Origin of the sequence: Streptomyces sp. NBC_01384, assembly GCF_045040035.1 — a bacterium.
Classification (GTDB): Bacteria; Actinomycetota; Actinomycetes; order Streptomycetales; family Streptomycetaceae; genus Streptomyces.
On the sequence record NZ_CP109559.1, the window covers coordinates 3,463,234 to 3,480,881 of the forward strand.

The following is a 17,648-nucleotide window of genomic DNA, read 5'->3' on the forward strand; positions in this document are numbered from 1 at the left end:
TGATGAGTTAGCCTGTCCGCCGCCCCTCAGTACACAGTGGCCGGCCAGGGGACGACTGGAGTGTGAGCCAGGGATGAGTCTGACGGGAACGGTGTTCCAGGTCGTGCTGGCCATTGTGACGGGCCTCGCCGTCCTCGCCACCCTGTTGCTGTGGGCGAGGATCCCGGGACCGCCGCCCGTGCGCTGGCTGGCCCGCCTGGTGTTGATCGGCTTGTGTCAGCTCACCGCGATCGCCGTGGTCGCGGTGGGGATCAACAACAGTTACGGCCTGTACGCGTCCTGGGACGATCTGCTCGGCACCGACAAGGGAGCCCGACAGATCGCGATGCCCGGCCCGCCGCCCAAGCGCGCCAAGTTCAACCACGCCTCGAACAACATGCTCGACACCTACTTCCGCGGCACGCACTCCCACCTGTCCGGCCAGGTGATCGTATGGACGCCGCCGCAGTACGACGAGCCGCAGTTCAGGAAGACGCGCTTCCCGGTCCTGATGCTGCTGCACGGTGTTCCCGGCTCGCCGGAGTCCTGGCTGGAGCACGGCGAGATGCCCGACGCCTTCGAGCAGTTGGTCAAGGGGAACCAGGCCCACCCGTTCATCCTGGCGATGCCGGTCATCAACCCCGGCAGCATCGACACGGATTGCAGCGACACCACCCTGCACAAGACGGCGACCTGGCTCGCGCAGGACGTGCCCGACCTGATCGGCCACCACTTCCGCACCCTGCCGGGCCCCAAGGCGTGGGGGCTCATGGGCTTCTCCACCGGCGGCTACTGCGCCGCCAAGCTCCCGCTGCAGTATCCGCGCGTCTTCGGCGCGGGCGCGGCGCTGGACCCGGACCCCCTCACCGGCGACACCCAGGTCCTCACCGACCCGGCCCTGCGCCACCGCAACAGCCCGACCTGGCTGATCGAGCACAGCCCCAAGGCCCGCGCGGCCAACGTCGGCCTGTTCCTCGCGACGTCGGCGCAGGACCGCCTGAGCCCCCCGCGCTACATCGCGCAGTTCACACGTGCGGCGGCCGGCAGCTCGGTTCGCCTCAAGACCCTGTTGGTCACGGCGGGCGGCCACAACTACGGCACCTGGACCGCCATGTACCCGGCCGCATTCGGCTGGCTGAGCCGGGAACTGCGGGCGCCACAGGCCTAGCACTCCGTGGGAACTTCACCGTTCCCACTGGTCAGAAGGGTGTTTCCGGATCCAGACAGCTGATGCGCCATCAGGTTGTGGAGGTGCGCGGCCGAGCATGCGGCGACGGGAGTGCCGACCGAGGAGCCTGGCCGGCATCGGCGCACTCTGGCGACACGGAACAAAAAAAAATGCGGCCGCTGTGCGAACGGATCGAGGATTCACGACATCTGTCTTGAGGGCACCGCAGGATCTCGCGGCGCAATCCGTTGTGCGGCGAAGAGACGGGAGCTGAAGACGCGTGCCGGCCATCAGTCAGAGAGTGCATCTGATCCTGCTCAGCGTCTGGACCCTGGCATGGTTCGCCGTGGTGGAGCCGAACGGCGGCTTCTCATGGCACTATCTGCGCACCGGCGGGCGGCTGATCTACCAGGGGCTGTCCGGTGACGGCACCGGCGGGCTGAACCTCTACGCCCACCATCCGGAACTGCAGATGGGTCCGGTCAGCTTCCTGGTCGCCGGTCTGTTCAACCCGTTCCCGGAGCGGACCGGGCAATTCCTGGCCGCGGCCCTGATGTCCCTGCTCGGACTGGTGATCCTTGTGCTCGCCGGGCGCAGCGCCGCCTGGCACTTCCTCGGCACCGGCACCAATCATCAGCGGCTGCGCCAACGCGTGCTGATCGCAGGCTTCGCGTTCATCCCGATGTGGATCGAGGTCGCGGTCCGCTTCGGGCACCTCGACGATGTGCTGGCTCTGTTCTTCACCGCGCTCGCCGTGCGGGCGGTGACTCGCGGCAACGGAGTCGCCACAGGGGTGTTCCTGGCACTGGCCATGGACTCCAAACCGACCGCGCTGGCCTTCGTCACGCTCCTGTTCGCGCTTCCCCGCGATCAGCGGGTGCGGGCGGGGGTCTGGTGCGCGCTGGTGGTCGCGTTCACCTGGGCACCGTTCTTCCTCAGCAATCCGCACTCGCTGGCGGCGGCGGGCTTCTCCATCCCCAACCAGCCCGCCTCGGCGCTGCGCTGGCTCGGCGTCGCCGCCCCCCGCACCCCTGGCTGGGACCGCCCCGCGCAGGCCGCACTCGGCTTGTTGCTCGGCGGCACAGCGGTGTGGCGGGGGCGCTGGGCGGCGGTGGTCCTGCTTGGCGCGAACGCCCGGATCGTCCTCGATCCGAGCGTGTACACCTACTACACGGCGTCAGTACTCCTCGGCACCCTGATGTGGGACGTCATCGGGCAGCGCCGCCTCGTGCCCTGGTGGAGCTGGCTCGCGCTTCTCAGCCTGCACGGGAGCGTCTTCGTCGTGCCGGACGACGCGACGCGGGGGCTCATCCGCCTCGGATTCGTGGTGGTGTCCACCGCGTACGTACTGCTGTGGCCGCAGCGGACCCGACCTCACAACCGGCGCCGACACCCTGCGGACACGAGGCGAACACCGTCGCCGGAACCCGGCGCCGCCGCCGGGCCGGACCGACCCGACAGCGAGGTGAACCCTGTACGTGCCGAATATTGCATCCACGCTGGTCACAGCCCTGATTCGACGTCATCGGACCGCGCCTGACGGGGCAGCCTCCCGCCCCAAACGCCCAGGCCGTCCCCGCACCATCCGCTCCGTCCGCGCCCTGGTCCTGCGCCTCGTACAGGAAAATCCCGGGTGGGGCTATCGGCGCGTGCACGGCGAACTCGCCGCGCCCGGGCTCAAAGTGGCCGCGCACCCGCGCCCGGGGCAGCGGAGCATCCGCCCACGCAGGTGGCGCCGCCGACGGACAGCACCGGCAAAGACCGCTTCGCCCGGGAACCGACCCAGACGACACCGCCCACGCCGGTGCCGTCACACGGGTTGGGCAACCGAGCCGAGCCCGGCCCGGCAGCATACGACGAGAATCGGGCGACCACCCCGCCGACCGTAGGGGTGCCCTCCGCCGACCACAACGACCATCCGGGCGGCGCGGGCGACGGTCGGCGCAAGCGGCGCAAGTCGCTGCTGATCGCCGGGGCCGCACTAGCGGTGGCACTCGTGGGTGGCGGCGCCGCAGCCGTAGTGATGACCAGCGACTCCCGAGACACCCCGCAGCCCGCGCCCGCTACCTCGCAGAGCACCCTCACCTCGCAGAGCACTGTCACCTCGCAGAGCACTGTCACCCGGACGGCTACACAAAACCCTCCCAGCAAGGCAAGTGTGTGGGCGAGTTCGCCTTCGGATTCGGGGCCGAAGACAGCCGCCAGGACAGCGCGGGTGCCACACTCCACGAGGACCACCAGCCGCAGCAGCGGGTAGCCGAACTCCAGCGTCTCCGCGATGCGTTCGGGGTAGCGTCAGGTGACCTGTTCGTCGTCGGGGGCGTGCAGCAGCGTGCCGTCAACGGCTACGGCGCGCAGCCCGCGGTAGAACGCGTCGGCCTGGCCGTGGTGCGCGACGGGTCCGGCCAGCGTCTCGAACAGGGGTCGCAGCCGACGAGACGATCGCCCGCGCCGCCGGGAAGAACGTGTACCCGCACGTGGCGTGCACCGAGTACCTGACCGCGATGCACACCGGCGACCGCACCGACGCCGACATGAAGGTCGTCACCAGCGGCATCCGGATGCCCCGGATGAACTCCGTCATGGAGCGCTGGATACAGACCTGCCGCCGTGAGCTCCTGGACCGCACCTTGGTCTGGAACCAGAGCCACCTCCTGCACGCGCTACGCGAGTTCGAGACCTTGACCGATACGACGTGAACGCCCCTTCGGAATCGGTCCTGCAGAATCCCCTGGCGGCCACCAGGCGGGCACGTCGTGGACAATCCCGCCCGCGCCGGATCCGCCGGCCGACGGGTGAATACGGCACCCCAGCCCCTCTGGTGGCCTTCCTCCTGCGCCACCTGGTCCTACCGGGACCCAGCGCGACGGCGCGCCGCAGCAGGAACGGATGGAGGCCGCCTCGGGGGGCTCGGGCCCCGCCCGGGACGAGCCCAAGGGAACCGGGATCACCTGCGACACGTAGATAAGAGGGGGGAGTAGTCGGAGAAGGAGGACGAATGCATTCGGGGCTGACGTTGGGTGAGCAGGTCGTGCTGCTCGCGCTCGAAGAAGACAGCGGCACGCTGCGGGAGCCGATGCGTGCGGGGTTCGCGGTCGCGGCAGCGCCGTTACTCGAACTGATGCTCTCAGGACATGTCGTGGTGCGCGACGGCAAGCTGGTCGCGGCGCCGCTGGCACCGCCCGCGGAGCCTGTCGCCGCCGCGATGGCGGAGCAGGTGCAAAGCCGCCCTGATGCGTCGCCGCAATCCTGGTTGCTCGCGGTCCGGGAGCAGGCCGTGTCGGCGGCGTACACGGGGCTGCAGGACAAAGGGCTGGTGCGCGAGGAGGGCCGACGGGTGCTGGGGGTGTTCGGGTCCCACCGGTATCCGGTGGAAGACCCGGCCATGCCCGAGGCGCTGCGCCGTGAACTGACCGCAGTGGTGCTGGAGGGCCAGGAGCCTGGGGAGCAGACGGCGGCGCTGATCGCCCTGCTGCATCATGCGGGGCTGCACGCCGTGGCCCTACCGGACGCCGACGCGACGGCGGTCGAGGCCCGGATGGCCGACATCGCCGAGGGACAGGGGCCGGCGGACAAGCTGGGGGAAGCGGTGCGGTCCGCCCTGCGCGCTCTCATCGTGCTTACTGCCGTGTCCGTGCCCGGGACGTTCAACTGAACCTGAGCGCATCGCCTCCCGGACGTGTCCGATGCGCCGGGCGGCTGGTGGTTACGGCTGAGCGGGTACCACGGCAGAGAAAGGATCGGTGTGGAATTCCCTGGGCCGGAAGGCGGGCCGGGCCCTGGATCGACGGCGCGGGCCGTGCCTGCGCCGACGGCTCGGCGTCCGGCCGCGCCTTGCCTGGCCAGACCGCGCAGTGCTCGCAGCCCTCGCCCGTCACCTGCCGTACCGCCTCGTAGCGCTCCAGAATGGGTTCACCGCTCCTGACCTCGGGGAATGCACGCGGTCCACCATTTGTCCGGCATGATCAGGCCTCGTGCTGGTACGACTTCTCTACCTGATCACCATGCGGATCTTCGCATGGCTGGTCCTGCTGTCCCGATCCTCTGCCGCCAAGAACGCCGAGATCTGATCCTGCGGCACGAGCTCGCGGTTCTCCGCCGGCAGGTCACCGCGCCCAAGCCCGGCTGGCCGGACCGTGCACTGCTCGCCGCCCTGGCCCGACTGCTCCCCCGAGCCCTGCGCGGGCACCGGATCGTCTCACCGCACACCCTGCTGGCCTGGCACCAACGCCTGGCGAAGAAGAAATAGACGCAACCGCCCTCCCCGGGACGCCCGCCCCTGCCGGAAGAGATCCGCGACCTGATCATCCGGCTCGGCACCGAGGACCATCGATGGGGCTTCCGGCGCGTGCACGGCGAACTGCGCCGCCTCGGACACAAGGTCAGCCCCGCCACCGTCCGACGGGCCCTGCGTGCTGCCGGTCTCGGCCCCGCGCCACGCCTCCAGCCGACGCACGGCGAGTGGGCCGCCTTCCTCAAGGCCCAGACCAGCGGCCTGCTCGCCACCGATCTGTTCCACATCGACACCATCGGCCTGCAACGGCTCTACGCGCTGTTCGTCATGGAGGTACGCACCCGCACCGTGCACATCCTGGGCGTCACCGCCCACCCCACCGCCGCCTGGGCCACCCAGCAAGCCCGGCAGCTCCTACGGCAACTCGGCGATGGCGCCGCAGAGTTCACCCACCTCATCCGCGACCGGGACGCGAAGTTCACCGCCGCCTTCGACTCCGTGTTCGCCAGCGAAGGCATCACCGTGGTCAAGATCCCTCCGCGCAGCCCCAACTGCAACCCCCACGCAGAACGGTTCATACGCTCAGCACGGGAGGAGTGCACCGACCGGGTCCTGCTGTTCGACCGCGGCCACGCCGAGAAGACCCTCCACCACTACGCCCACCACTTCAACAGCCACCGACCCCACCAAGGACGCAACCAGCTCGCGCCCAACGACGACCCCAGCGTCATCCCCCTCCCAACAGCCCGGATCGAACGCCGACAAGCCGTCGCCGGCCTCATCAACGAGTACCACCGAGCCAGCTGACCATCGGACAAAGTCCCAGCTCACAACCGGTGAAGCCATTTTGAAGCGCTACGGGGTACCGCTCCAGAGGAACCCTCGCGGAGACGAATGCATCTCCCTGTCCGGGAGGCAGGAGCGGTGGCACCCGGCCTCCGCAAGGGCCGCTTCCCGAGGGGGAGTCCTCGTGGCACGGCGGACAGCGGCAGTCTCCGCTATCAGCCTGACGGTAATGGTGGCTGCTGTGGCGTGCGGTCCGGCGCATCAAGACGCCGGGAAGCCGAGCACCGGGCCGTCGTCGGGGACGGCGGCACCACCCCCCGGTCCGGCACGGACGAGTACGTCCCCCCGGGCCTCAGCGGATGCCCGAGCGGGTGCCGCATGCGGCACCGGGCATCTGCGATGGAAGCTGACGCGTCTCGCCGCCCCCTCGGCCAAGGAGCCGACGGCTCTGCTCAGCGCGACCAACACCGGCACCACGCCCTGCGCCTTCGACGGTTACCCGTATGTGGAGGTCTTTCTGGGCAAGGGGCCGGCGGTAGAGGCGAAGCCGAAGACAACGACGCCGGTCCGCCTGCTGCTGAACCACGGCCGCACGGTCGAGGTCCCGCTCTTCTACCCTGCGGCGCCTCTGCGTGACGGATACTGCGCCATACCGGTCGACGAGGATCCAAGGATCACGGTGCAGCCACCGCACCCGGCACGCACCGACTACGGCACCTTGGTGCAGATGTCCGACACACGCGGCCGGCAGGTACGTGCGACGGTGTGCGACACCATCCACATGGGCTCCCCCCGGCTGCGACCGACTGGGTGAGCAGCCCGAGCGCTGCGATATTGGCGTGCGCATGCCCATAGCGTGTGCGATGCTAAGCGCCGCGACCGCTGACCACGGTCGGTGGAATCCGCCTCACGGCGGCATGGGGGGGGAACGCATCGGGGGGTGCGCGGTGATTTCGACCGGACAAGGCAGCGGTAGACCTGCGGCCGGCACAGCGGCGGACCATGCCGTCCGCCGCTCCGCATGCAACAGCGCTGTTCGGCGTTACGCCCGCGCCAAGACCGACGATCCCGTCCCGACGGGCCGCCCCCTGCCGTTGATCTCGTAGCGGCGGATCCGACTCCGCAGGCTCGGAGGACTCCGGTACACGCGACGACCCCGTAGGCCACGCGAGCTTTCGCGGACCGCGGTAGCTCTCGTGACTTCAGTTCAGGGGAGACCTCCGCAGGCGCGGAGACCCGGCCCCGTCTTCTGCGGCGGCCGCCACCCTTACGCATGTCCGCAGGCCCCGGTCTGCCCTCCGGCATGCCTGACCTGGAGTACATCTACTTGCATACCCAACGAATACGTCTCGGGGCTGCCGTCGCACTGTGCGCCGCACTGCTGCTGGGCAACGCCGCGGCGGCCCAGGCCGCAGGACCGACGCCAACTCCCTTGCATCCCGCGACCACCAAGCAGGCGCCCAGTGGCAAGACTACTCCCACGCCGAGACCCGCTACGCCCGCCAACAGCGTTGACCAAGACGGCAGTTGGACGGTCCAGGACGCCATCCGGTTCTGGACGCCCGAGCGCATCGCCTCGGCCACCGACCCCTCGGGTCGCGACGCGCAGCCGCAGGGCTGGACGGCACCGCACAAGAAGCGGTCCCTGACTGCGATCGACGGTGAGCACTTCGACGGCATCAAGTCCGTGGGCACGCTCTTCAGCCAGAGCAAGGACATGAAGGCCCACTACTGCACCGCGAGTATGGTGAACAGTGGAGGGCGCAACCTCATCCTCACCGCCGGTCACTGCCTCGGCGACAAAGCCGCGTTCGTGCCCAAGTACGACCACACCAAGACAGCGGGCGACCAGCCATACGGCATCTGGCCGGTCAAGGAGTGGTTCCGCGACTCGCAGTACGCCTCCGACCGCAGCGCCAACTCCGACCTGGACTTCGCCTTCGCAAGCCTGAAGGAGAACGGCGGACGCAACGTCCAGGACGTCGTGGGCGCCAACACCCTGGCCCGCACCCCAGGGTTCGTCAACCAGGTGACTGTCATCGGCTACCCGAGGGTCAACCACAACCCGCAGGACCGCGCCTTCCGCTGCGCCAACGTCTGGACGACGCCCCTGCCCGCCTACAACCAGATGCAGATCGACTGTGGCGGCATGTGGGGAGGAGTCTCCGGCGGACCGTGGTTCTCCAAGTTCGACTCCTCGGGTGAAACCGGCGAGATCATCGGCAATGTGGGCGGCTTCATGCAGGGCGGCCCCGATGTGGATACCAGCAGCCCGCTGTACAACAGGATCACCTACAGCCCCCTGCACAGCGACCGGTTCTTCCAGCTCTACGACGACGCCCAGCAGGGCCTGCACACCGACCACGGCCCCTACCACCAGCCAGCCCTCCCCTACTCCATGGGTGACGGCAACACCTGGAAACACGCCAAGCTGATGGCCGCCGGCGATTTCAACGGAGCAGGCCACAGCGACCTGATCGTGGTGTGGACCGACGGCGAGGTAACCCTCTACACCAACGACGGCCAAGGCCACTTCATCTCCGAACGGCAGTTGCTGGCCCCGAACTCGACCTGGACCCACGCGGAGACCATCACCGCGGGCGACTTCACCGGATCGAACCAGTTCGACCTGATGGTCCGCTGGTCCGACGGCGAGGTCACCCTCTACGGCGACGTCGGCACCAACGGCCTCAACGTGCCCGGCACCCAGATGATCGGCCCCAACTCCACCTGGCAGAACGCCACCCAGATCGCCGCGGGCCGTTTCAACTCCTCAACCTACGTCACGGACCTGATGGTGCGCTGGTCCGACGGCGAACTCACCCTCTACACCAATGTGGGCGTCGGAGGCTTCGGACAGGAGCACAAGCTCCAGGACCCCAACTCCACCTGGACCAACGCCACACTGCTGACCGCCGGCGAGTTCTCCGGCAGTCAGAACTGGGACCTGATGGTGCAGTGGTCGGACGGCGAGCTCGACAACTACGTCGGCACCACCACCTCCGCCCTCGGCACCGAGGCACGCATCCAGAACCCCAATGGCCTCTGGACCCACAACACGGCGATGACCACCGGCAACTTCACCCCCAACCACCGCACCGACGACCTCGTCGTCCGCTGGTCCGACGGCGAAACCACGATGTACGTCGACACCGGCATGAGCACCCTGGGCACCGAGCACAACCTGGTTCCACACGCCTGAGGAACCGATCCCGACACACGGATACAGAACGGAACGGCCAGGCCATCCGCCTGGCCGTTCCCGCTCGGCGCCCACCAGGTCGGAGCACCGCCGCATCGTCGCCGGACTGTAGGGCCACACCGGCGGTGTGGCGCCGCACGGGTGGCGTGATCGCCACGGCCTGGTCCGCAGTGCAACGGGGATTCATCGCCGCCTCGTAAACACCTCTCTATGCGCACCCGGAAAGCAGCTCAGCGCCCTCGGGTCGCAACTACATTTCGAACCCTTTTTCCCTCAGTCGCTCTGAAACAGGAATTTGCCCTGGAGGCCGAAGCCAGAACTTATTCTGGCGAGCATCGAAGCATGTGAGGTAGGTACTCACCCTATCCCCCACTTCATAGTGATCTTCATTGTCGATGTACAGGGCATCGATGAAGCCGACATGGGACAACCCAAGGTCGACAATCACTCCCCACCGGAAGACGGCCTCGACCGCCCCATCGACGATAGTGCCGATGAGCGCCTGCTCTGACTCGCTGACCTGCATGTTGTCGTCGCTACTCATTGCCCAACAATCGATCTCGGGTACTGGTTCAGTTGGTCAAACGCCGTATGCGGGATGATCACCTGTGCTCCTGGGCGGCCGTCGTACGACTCGACGTACTGCGAGAAGTGCTCATCGAAGTCGGCCCTGGGGATCCTGACCTCGATCACATTCGAGTCCCAGTTTCCACGACTCGCGTAATCCAGGGCTATCTGTTTTCCTTCATCCTGCATGCCAAAGTAGGCACTTCCATCCGAGTACATTGCGGGTGCCGAAAACCCCATCCATGGCCTGTGACCTGCAGATCCTCACGAACGGCCAGTGATCGTCGGATGGGCGAGTCATGCTGGTGGATCGTGCTGTTGCGACTGCCCTACCTCGCCGTGTCGAGCGTGTTCGCCTTCCTCCGGCTGCTGCCGATGAGCGCTGTGGACAAAGACATCGAGATATTGACGCTGCGCCACCAGCTGGCTGTCCTGCAGAGGCAGATCGACAGGCCGTGCATCACCCCGGCGGACCGCGCTTTCCTGGCCGCGCTCCTCCACCGGCTACCCAGGCCCAAGCTGCGGCAGCTGCATCTGATCGTCTCGCCGGAGACGGTCCTGAGGTGGCACCGTGACCTCATGCGCCGTCGTCACGCTGACGCCTCCCGTCGCAAGCGGTCTGGCAGGCCGCCGACCCGTCGCTCCATCCAGATCCTTGTCCTGCGCCTGGCCCGCGAAAACAGCTCCTGGGGGTATCGGCGCATCCACGGCGAACTCGCCGTTCTCGGCATCAAGGTGGCACCCTCCACGGTCTGGGAGATCATCCGAGCGCACGGGATCGAGCCGGCGCCCGAACGTGACCGTCAGACCTGGGCCGCGTTCCTGCGCGGCCAGGCCCACGCGATCCTGGCCTGCGACTTCTTCACCGTCACTACCCTTAACCTCGCCGTTTCGGTTGGGCTGAGGCGGCTGCGTTGATCATCAACTGTTGGGTGGTCGAGGCGATTCTGTTGCCTGGGCATGGTGGAGTCCCGGCGCAATGGTCGGGTTCTCCGGGTCCTTCGGATCGTGGGTGGGCGGGGGCCGCAGGTCAGTCAACCGGTCGGGGCAGTGCGGCGAGGCGGTGGAAAGCCGTGGCCAGTTCGTGTCTCCAGGGCCAGGTCGCCGAGATCCGCAGGCGGAGGCGGCGTCCACCGCGGGTGAGGCGGGCGGCAACGTGTAGCAGCCGGTAGCGAAGTTTCTTGGGTTCGGCGGCGGCGAGTTCGCCATCCAGCAGGAGGACGCGGGCCCAGGCGAGGATATCGATCGCCGTGAGGCTGAGTTCAAGCCAGGTGGCGTTGACGTCGAAATGGCGGGAGGGGAAGCGGCCGAAGCCAGTGTTCTTGCCGCACCGGATGTGGTCCTCGACGGTGGCGGACCTCGAGGAACTGTGCGGAGCCGCCGCCGGAGTACGGGGTATCGGTAAGGAATACCTGGTGCCGCAGGCCCTCGTCGTGGTCGAACAGGGACAGTTGGGCGCCGGGGTGCGGTCGTTCGCACCGCACGGTGATGCGGGTGCCGGCCGGGTAACCGGCGAGGTCGACCATGCCGGTCAGTTCGGCGACCTCGGCGCCGTCTCGCAGTGTCCCGTTCTGGTCCAGGGCGGGATGCCAGAGAGCTTCGGGCAGTGAGCGGATTGCACGACGGACTGGCTCGGTGACCGCGTATCCGACCGAGAACCGCAGGTTCAATCCGTGCTCGCGCAAGGTCCGGATGTGGGTGAGGAAGGCTTTCGCGGATCCGGCGCTGTCGGTGCGGACCAGGATCTGGGTGCCGTACCGGTGAGCGTCGGGGATCTGTGCGAGGGCGTCGTCCAGCACCGCGATGTGATCGGCGGCGGTGTTGGCTCCGGAGTTGCCGGGCCGCAGTCGGCCAGACATGGCCTCGCCGGTGTTCGCGAGGAAACACAGCAGCGGATGAAAGCCGAAGCCGCCTTTGTAAGTGGGCGCGGCCTGTTCCTTTTCCGAGTGGGAGGTGATCAGCGTGGCGTCGAGGTCCAGGACCAGGCCGGGAAGTTCTCGTCCGCCGGCCTGGACGGCGGGTATGCCCTGGCCGGTCTCGGTGGCCTGCATCCAGGCGACTTCCCGGGCTGAGGCGCGGGCCGCTCGCAGCGAAGCGAGTACTGCCCCGTCGGTGTCGGCGAGCAACCGCCAGGCGGTGGGCGTGGAGGCGACCGGTCCGAATACCTCGCCCTGGTCCCGCAGCACGGCCAGATCCGCTATCGCCTCACCGCCGTCGGCGAGCATCACCGCGAGATCGGTGAAGGTCCGACCTGGATCGTGCCCGGTGCCACGCGGTCGCAGCGGCCTGAGCGCAGTGGAGTAGGCGATGGTCAGACCGGTGGCATCGGCAAGATCCGCCAGCAAACGTGCGCCCGACCACCCCCGAACCGTCAGTGGAGACCTGGAGCTTGGGACGAGAACCGATACCCTGCACGCAGAAAGTGCCTTCCGCTTGGACCGACAGAACCCCTCGACAAGGTTCATCGTCCCAGCTCAGAACAATGCCGGTGAGTTAGCGCGTCGGTGCAGGTCAGGCGCTCGACGGTGATGGGCTTGGGCAGAAATATCCCCTGGTGACGTTGCGTAGTTCGTCACTTCTGGTGATGTGTCGGCGAGGCCGGGACGTAGCAACGGAGCTCCCGGTAGGACAGAAGATCGACCAAGATCCGACTGTCCGCAAGGGAACTCCGTTGGGTGCTCAGTGTGCCATCGCCCGCCCGCCGTCTGCTATCGACGAGAACGGCCAAGTCCCGTTGAACCCGCTGGTGGTGCCGCCGGACAGGCGCTTTGGTGAGCATGTCCGTCTCGGCGTGTTGACCGAGGAGATCAGCCCTGAACTGGTGGACGAGGTCGTGGAGTTGACCGGCTGCGGCGAACGTCGCCGCCGACTGCTGCCGGCCCGGGCGGTGGTCTACTTCGTCCTGGCGTTGTGCCTGTTCAGCAGCTCCGACAGTACCGGTCCGCCGGGATACCGGTCGGTCCTGCGCACACTGACCGAGAAGCTGCGGCACCTGCCGGGCGCGTGCGTGCAGCGACTGCCCAGCAGTTCCGCCCTGACCCGGGCCCGGCAGCGGCTGGGCGCCAAGCCGCTGCAGATCCTGTTCGAGCGGCGGTGCGGCCCGCTGGCCACGACCGCCACCCCGGGCGTGTTCGCCTTCGGGCTGCGACTCGTGGCCTGGGACGGCACAGCGCTGGACGTCCCCGACACCCCCGCCAACGCACGGGAGTTCGGCTTCACCGGCAAAGGCGGCGTCAATCAGAGCGGACACCCCCAGGTCCGCCTGATGGCGCTGACCGAGTGCGGTACCCACGCCCTGGTCGACGCGGCCTTCGACGCGGTGGCCAAGTTCAGCGAGCACAAGCTCGCCCGTCGGCTCCTGGCCTGTCTGAGGCCGGACATGCTGCTGCTGGCCGACCGCAACTTCTCCGGCTACGAACTGTGGGGCCTGGCCCGGGCCACCGGCGCCCATCTGGCCTGGCGAATCAAGAAGAACCTGGTCTTCGTCCCGCTGCGGGTACTGCCCGACGGGTCCTACCTTTCGGTCATGCCGACCCCGAAAGAGACCATCCGGCACGGACAGGCCAGGGCTGCCGGCCGCACCCTGGCCGAGCCGCCGACAGGCCACACCGTCCGGATCATCCAGTACACCGTGACCGTCCGGCCCCGAGTCGGGCTGCCCCGTACTGAGACGTTCCGGCTGGTCACCAGCCTGCTGGACCACCGGCTCGCCCCGGCCCGCCAGCTGGCGATGACCTACCATCAGCGATGGGAGATCGAGAACGGTTTCGCGGAGCTGAAGAACCGCCTGCGGGGCACCGCCTTCATCCTGCGCTCCAAGGCGCCCGAATTGGTCTGCCAGGAGATCTACGCCCTCCTCACCGTCTACCAGGCGTTGTGCGCACTGGAGATGCACGCCGCAGAGCAGGCCGGGATCGATCCCGACCGGATCTCCTTCACCGTGACGGTGCAGCTTGCCCGCCTGAAGGTCGCCGCCCAGTCCGCAGCGGACCCGACCGCGCTGGGCACCGCCCGCCGCGAGGTCGTAGCGGAACTCCTGACCGCCCTCCTCCCTACCCGGCGCGACCGGCAGTGCCAGCGCATCAAGAAGCCGTCCAAGAACACCTTCGAGGTCAGAAAACGGGACCAGCCCCGCACTCCCAGTAACGTCCACTACACACTGAGAGTTACCAAACACCCCACCTGACCTGCACCGACGCGCTAACTCACCGGCATTGCAGCTCAGAAGGCGCTTTCGTATTTCCTCCCCGCTTCCGGCCTCATCTCAACCGAAACGGCGAGATCAGTCGCCGAGGATCCGCTCCCACAGCAGCCCGTCCCGCCAGCTCCCGTCGAGAAAGATCGAGGAGTGCGCGACGCCGTACGGGCTGAACCCGTTGCGGCGCAGCACCCGCTGCGACGGCAGATTCTCCAGATTGGTGGACGCCTCGGCGCGGTGCAACCCGAGTTCGTCCGTCATCACCCGAAGTACAAGCTCGACGGCGTGCCCGGCGTGCCCTTGGTTCTGGGCGACGCTGGCGATCCAGTATCCGACGGAGGCGCGGCGCAGGTGCGGCTGCGGCAGGATGCCTCCGACGGTGACCTGCCCGATCACCTGGTCGTCGGCGAGTACCACGCCCGGCCAGACTGTGCCGGCTCGGTATCCGGCCAGCAGCTTGTCGATCCGCTCCGCCTGGCCCTCCGGGGTGAAGAAGTCGGCCGGCTGGGCCGGTTCCCACGGCCGGAAAGCCTCGAAGTCCCGCACCCGATGCGCGGCTATCGGGGCGGCGTCGGTGGGCTCGATCAGGCGAATCCTGGTGCTGCTGCGCATGGGCGGGCTGATCCTCGTCGCGGTGCGTCGGATGAGACGGCCAGCCTATGCAAGGGTGCCCGCGCCGCCGCACCCTACGCCCGCCGGAGGATCGAGTCGATCGCGCAGCTCGTGTTCTCGATAACCTGCACGCAGAAAGTGCCTTCCGCTTGGACCGACAGAACCCCTCGACAAGGTTCATCGTCCCAGCTCAGAACAGCTCAGAAGGCACTTTCGCATTTCCTCCCGGCTTCCGGCCTCATCTCAACCGAAACGGCGAGGTTAACGGACCAACCCTTTATGTCTTCGCCGTCATCGAGCACGCCAACCGCCGCATCCGCATCCTCGGCGCAACCGCCCACCCCACTGCGGACTGGGTCACCCAAGCCGCAAGGAACTTGGTCATGGACCTCCAGGACGCCGGCGCCAAAGTCCGACACCTGATCAGGGACCGCGACAGCAAGTTCACCCGCGCGTTCGACGCCGTCTTCGAGGCCGAAGGCATCGACGTCGTCACTACCGGCATCCGGATGCCCCGCATGAACTCCATCATGGAGCGCTGGGTACAGACCTGCCGGCACGAACTCCTCGACCGCACCTTGATCTGGAACCAGGCCCACCTACTCCACGCGCTCGGCGAGTTCGAGTCGATCTACAACCAGCATCGGCCTCACCGCACCCTGCACAGCGCAGCTCCCCTGCGACCGCTCCCCGAACCGATCACCGAACCGGACCGACTCGACCACCTCGACGTCCGTCGACATGACCGACTCGGCGGCCTCTTCCACGAGTACGCACATGTGGCCTGACCAGCTCGGACGTAATAATCGGCACCCTCAGGCCCCGGGGCTGGCGAAGGAACCGGAACCGCAGGACGAGCAGGAGCAGTTGTCCTTGTTCGACGCGTCTTGAGACCAAACCGCCAGTGGGCGAAGGGGTTCGGGTAACGGCAAGCCATGCCCGCCAGCAGCTCCCGGTCCTTCTTCCCCCGGCGGTGGGGTCGTTCGTACTTCGGCTTGGCCACCTACGGCTTCAACCGGACGATCGCCTCGATTACCAGCTCCGCCCGTTTGGCTTGTGCGCCTTCCCGTTCCCACGTCCCGGGTCCCCGCCGAGGGTTCGAACCTGCGCACTCCCGCGAATCGGGCGCCGGCGCCCGTGGCTGCCGCAAACGGCACACGACGGCCGCACTGTCGGCCCGCGTGGGCGCACCCCGGCCGCACCGCGTCACGGAGCCCACCCCGACACCGACCTACGCCACAGCGGGCCCGTCACCCCCCGACGCCGACCCGCCGGAAACCGCCCAGCCACACTGACTCCCCGTTCAGCACCCTCCAGCCCCGATCCAGCCAGCGTACGGAGAACAACAGACGACGACAGATGACGAAACGTCAGAAAATCCAGCACGGATCCAGCCACCGGCACGCCAACGGGGCCGGCCCCACTTCGGGCCGACCCCACCTGACCTGCACGTTTACTAGATCACCGCATCCACGCTATACCGCCCACTAAACGTTGAAGAGGAACATCGGCGACTCGGCTACTACCTGCGGAAACGTCCGACACACGTCGCCGATCCAGCACGTATCCAGCGCCCATGCAGGACACGCAGGCCGGCCACGAACACCGCAGCATAAACGCCGGCCGATGCGCGGGCGGTGGCGGTGAGGCGCCTGTGCCGGCCCGCACAGTGGAGCGGGGTAGCGACGCTCCATGAGACGGCCGGAAGAGGACGCAGAGCCTGGAGAGGCCCCCGTCACACATGGTCGTCACGGGGTGGTCGCCGCAGTGGAACGCACACCGGCGGTCGGGGAGGCGGACCGCGGAGGAAAACTCGGGTGCAGCGAGGGGGACAGCGGAGCCAGCGACGCGCACAGCGAGGTCGGGAAGGCGGGCTCCTTGCGCTGCACGTCCCGGCAGCCTCCGGCCGCACCTTCGACGATCGGCTCCCAGCCCGATTTCTTGGCCCGGAAGTACCAGCGGTCGCCCAGCCGGGACGAGCAGGCGGGATCCGTCGAGTCGCCGCAGGCCGGTCCCGTGCGCCAGGAGAAGTCCAACACCAGCCACTTCCCGTCGCACTTGTCCGAGTCCCGGTACGTGTGCTCGGGCGCGTCGACCGCCATCAACGCCTGGTCGTAGGAGGCGGCGGTGCAGCCGGTGGCCGGCGGTGTGCAGCCCAGCTTCCCGCACAGCCGCAGCCCGGGAGGCTTGGCACCGTCGGCGGTGAAGCGCGTGTAGTTGTCAACGATCACGTCCCGGTCGCCCAACGGCTTGGGCAGCCTGACCTTTGCCGTGGCCGTACTCTCCTTGGTGCACCCCGAAGCCCTGTCCCCGGACGGCGAGGTGAAGGTGACCTGCACCCGCACGAGGTCCGCCATCGGGTCGGTGAGCACCGCCTTGAGCTTGCGCACGCACGCGTGTGCGCCACTGGGCACCGGCGCGTCGAGGAGCAGCGTGCGGCGGTCGTCGCCGAGACGGGCTCCGGTGACCGCGGAGGGCTCCATCGTGGTCCACGGGATCGGCTCGGTCGCCGCTGACGACGGTGACCTCCCGTCCCCCTGACCGGCCACCTGCGTCCCGCACGCGCCGAGGAACAGCACGGCAACGGCGCAGCACAAGGCGGCCGCAGCCGCTCGACGCGTTCTACCTGATCGCAAGAGCGCTCAATCCCCCCGCAGTGCACCGACGTTGCCCCAGGCCAATATAGGGCTGGGGCCGGAAAGGCTCACCAGGTTCGGTTGGCGCGGTGTGCTGCCGGGCCGGCGCTCTGCCGTAGGCCACTTCGTGTCGTGAAGGAGCAGGGGGTGACCGTAGACGCTCGTTCTGCCGCCCCAGGGGTCGAAGTGAATGCCGCAGCGCGGATGCGAGTGGACACCGCGGATGACCGGAACGGCCGAAGGGCGGTCCGGGGAGTCCAACTGCC

The 17,648-nt window shown here is 68.0% G+C and carries 11 protein-coding genes and 4 pseudogenes; 11 read left to right on the forward strand and 4 right to left on the reverse strand.

Annotation, left to right across the window (positions count from 1 at the left end; translation table 11 throughout):
- The first annotated feature begins 73 nt into the window (after positions 1 to 73).
- From OG747_RS15675 to OG747_RS15710, 8 genes and pseudogenes are all read left to right on the forward strand, one after another.
- Positions 74 to 1,147 (forward strand): alpha/beta hydrolase, encoded by a 1,074-nt coding sequence (locus tag OG747_RS15675; RefSeq protein WP_405879950.1) that lies wholly within the window; start codon positions 74 to 76, stop codon positions 1,145 to 1,147.
- A 280-nt stretch (positions 1,148 to 1,427) separates the two neighbouring features.
- On the forward strand, positions 1,428 to 2,687 hold the full coding sequence (locus OG747_RS15680) for a hypothetical protein (RefSeq protein ID WP_405879951.1): 1,260 nt from the start codon (positions 1,428 to 1,430) through the stop codon (positions 2,685 to 2,687).
- A gap of 985 nt (positions 2,688 to 3,672) precedes the next feature.
- A pseudogene (locus OG747_RS15685) lies at positions 3,673 to 3,828 on the forward strand (integrase); the annotation flags it as partial.
- A 317-nt stretch (positions 3,829 to 4,145) separates the two neighbouring features.
- On the forward strand, positions 4,146 to 4,802 hold the full coding sequence (locus tag OG747_RS15690) for a GPP34 family phosphoprotein (RefSeq protein WP_405879952.1): 657 nt from the start codon (positions 4,146 to 4,148) through the stop codon (positions 4,800 to 4,802).
- Positions 4,803 to 5,165: 363 nt separating this feature from the next.
- The gene (locus OG747_RS15695) at positions 5,166 to 5,396 is read left to right on the forward strand and encodes a hypothetical protein (protein WP_405879953.1); all 231 of its coding nucleotides are present in this window, start codon (positions 5,166 to 5,168) and stop codon (positions 5,394 to 5,396) included.
- Positions 5,397 to 5,453: 57 nt separating this feature from the next.
- Positions 5,454 to 6,188 carry an integrase core domain-containing protein gene (locus OG747_RS15700; protein WP_405885548.1) on the forward strand — a complete coding sequence of 245 codons (735 nt, stop codon included), beginning with the start codon at positions 5,454 to 5,456 and terminating at the stop codon, positions 6,186 to 6,188.
- 208 nt (positions 6,189 to 6,396) lie between these two features.
- Positions 6,397 to 6,981: a DUF4232 domain-containing protein gene (locus OG747_RS15705; RefSeq protein ID WP_405879954.1), complete on the forward strand. Its 585-nt coding sequence runs from the start codon at positions 6,397 to 6,399 to the stop codon at positions 6,979 to 6,981.
- 489 nt (positions 6,982 to 7,470) lie between these two features.
- Complete coding sequence (locus tag OG747_RS15710; RefSeq protein ID WP_405879955.1) at positions 7,471 to 9,369, forward strand: trypsin-like serine peptidase; 1,899 nt, start codon at positions 7,471 to 7,473, stop codon at positions 9,367 to 9,369.
- A gap of 250 nt (positions 9,370 to 9,619) precedes the next feature.
- On the opposite strand, the gene OG747_RS15715 is transcribed toward OG747_RS15710, so the two are convergent.
- A complete protein-coding gene (locus tag OG747_RS15715) occupies positions 9,620 to 9,913 on the reverse strand; it encodes a S1 RNA-binding domain-containing protein (protein WP_405879956.1) in 294 nt (97 codons plus the stop codon).
- Positions 9,914 to 10,248: 335 nt separating this feature from the next.
- Between OG747_RS15715 and OG747_RS15720 the strand changes: the two are divergent.
- Positions 10,249 to 10,815, forward strand: a pseudogene (locus tag OG747_RS15720) (integrase); the annotation flags it as partial.
- A gap of 151 nt (positions 10,816 to 10,966) precedes the next feature.
- On the opposite strand, the pseudogene OG747_RS15725 reads toward OG747_RS15720, so the two are convergent.
- A pseudogene (locus OG747_RS15725) lies at positions 10,967 to 12,381 on the reverse strand (IS1380 family transposase).
- 226 nt (positions 12,382 to 12,607) lie between these two features.
- Here OG747_RS15725 and OG747_RS15730 point away from each other — a divergent pair.
- Positions 12,608 to 14,122: an IS4 family transposase gene (locus tag OG747_RS15730; protein ID WP_405879958.1), complete on the forward strand. Its 1,515-nt coding sequence runs from the start codon at positions 12,608 to 12,610 to the stop codon at positions 14,120 to 14,122.
- Between the two features lie 96 nt (positions 14,123 to 14,218).
- On the opposite strand, the gene OG747_RS15735 is transcribed toward OG747_RS15730, so the two are convergent.
- Complete coding sequence (locus OG747_RS15735) at positions 14,219 to 14,746, reverse strand: GNAT family N-acetyltransferase (protein ID WP_286246941.1); 528 nt, start codon at positions 14,744 to 14,746, stop codon at positions 14,219 to 14,221.
- A 260-nt stretch (positions 14,747 to 15,006) separates the two neighbouring features.
- On the opposite strand from OG747_RS15735, the pseudogene OG747_RS15740 reads away from it, so the two are divergent.
- Positions 15,007 to 15,534 (forward strand): annotated as a pseudogene (locus tag OG747_RS15740) (integrase core domain-containing protein); the annotation flags it as partial.
- Positions 15,535 to 16,494: 960 nt separating this feature from the next.
- Here OG747_RS15740 and OG747_RS15745 read toward each other — a convergent pair.
- A complete protein-coding gene (locus tag OG747_RS15745) occupies positions 16,495 to 17,229 on the reverse strand; it encodes a hypothetical protein (protein ID WP_405879959.1) in 735 nt (244 codons plus the stop codon).
- Positions 17,230 to 17,648 lie beyond the last annotated feature (419 nt).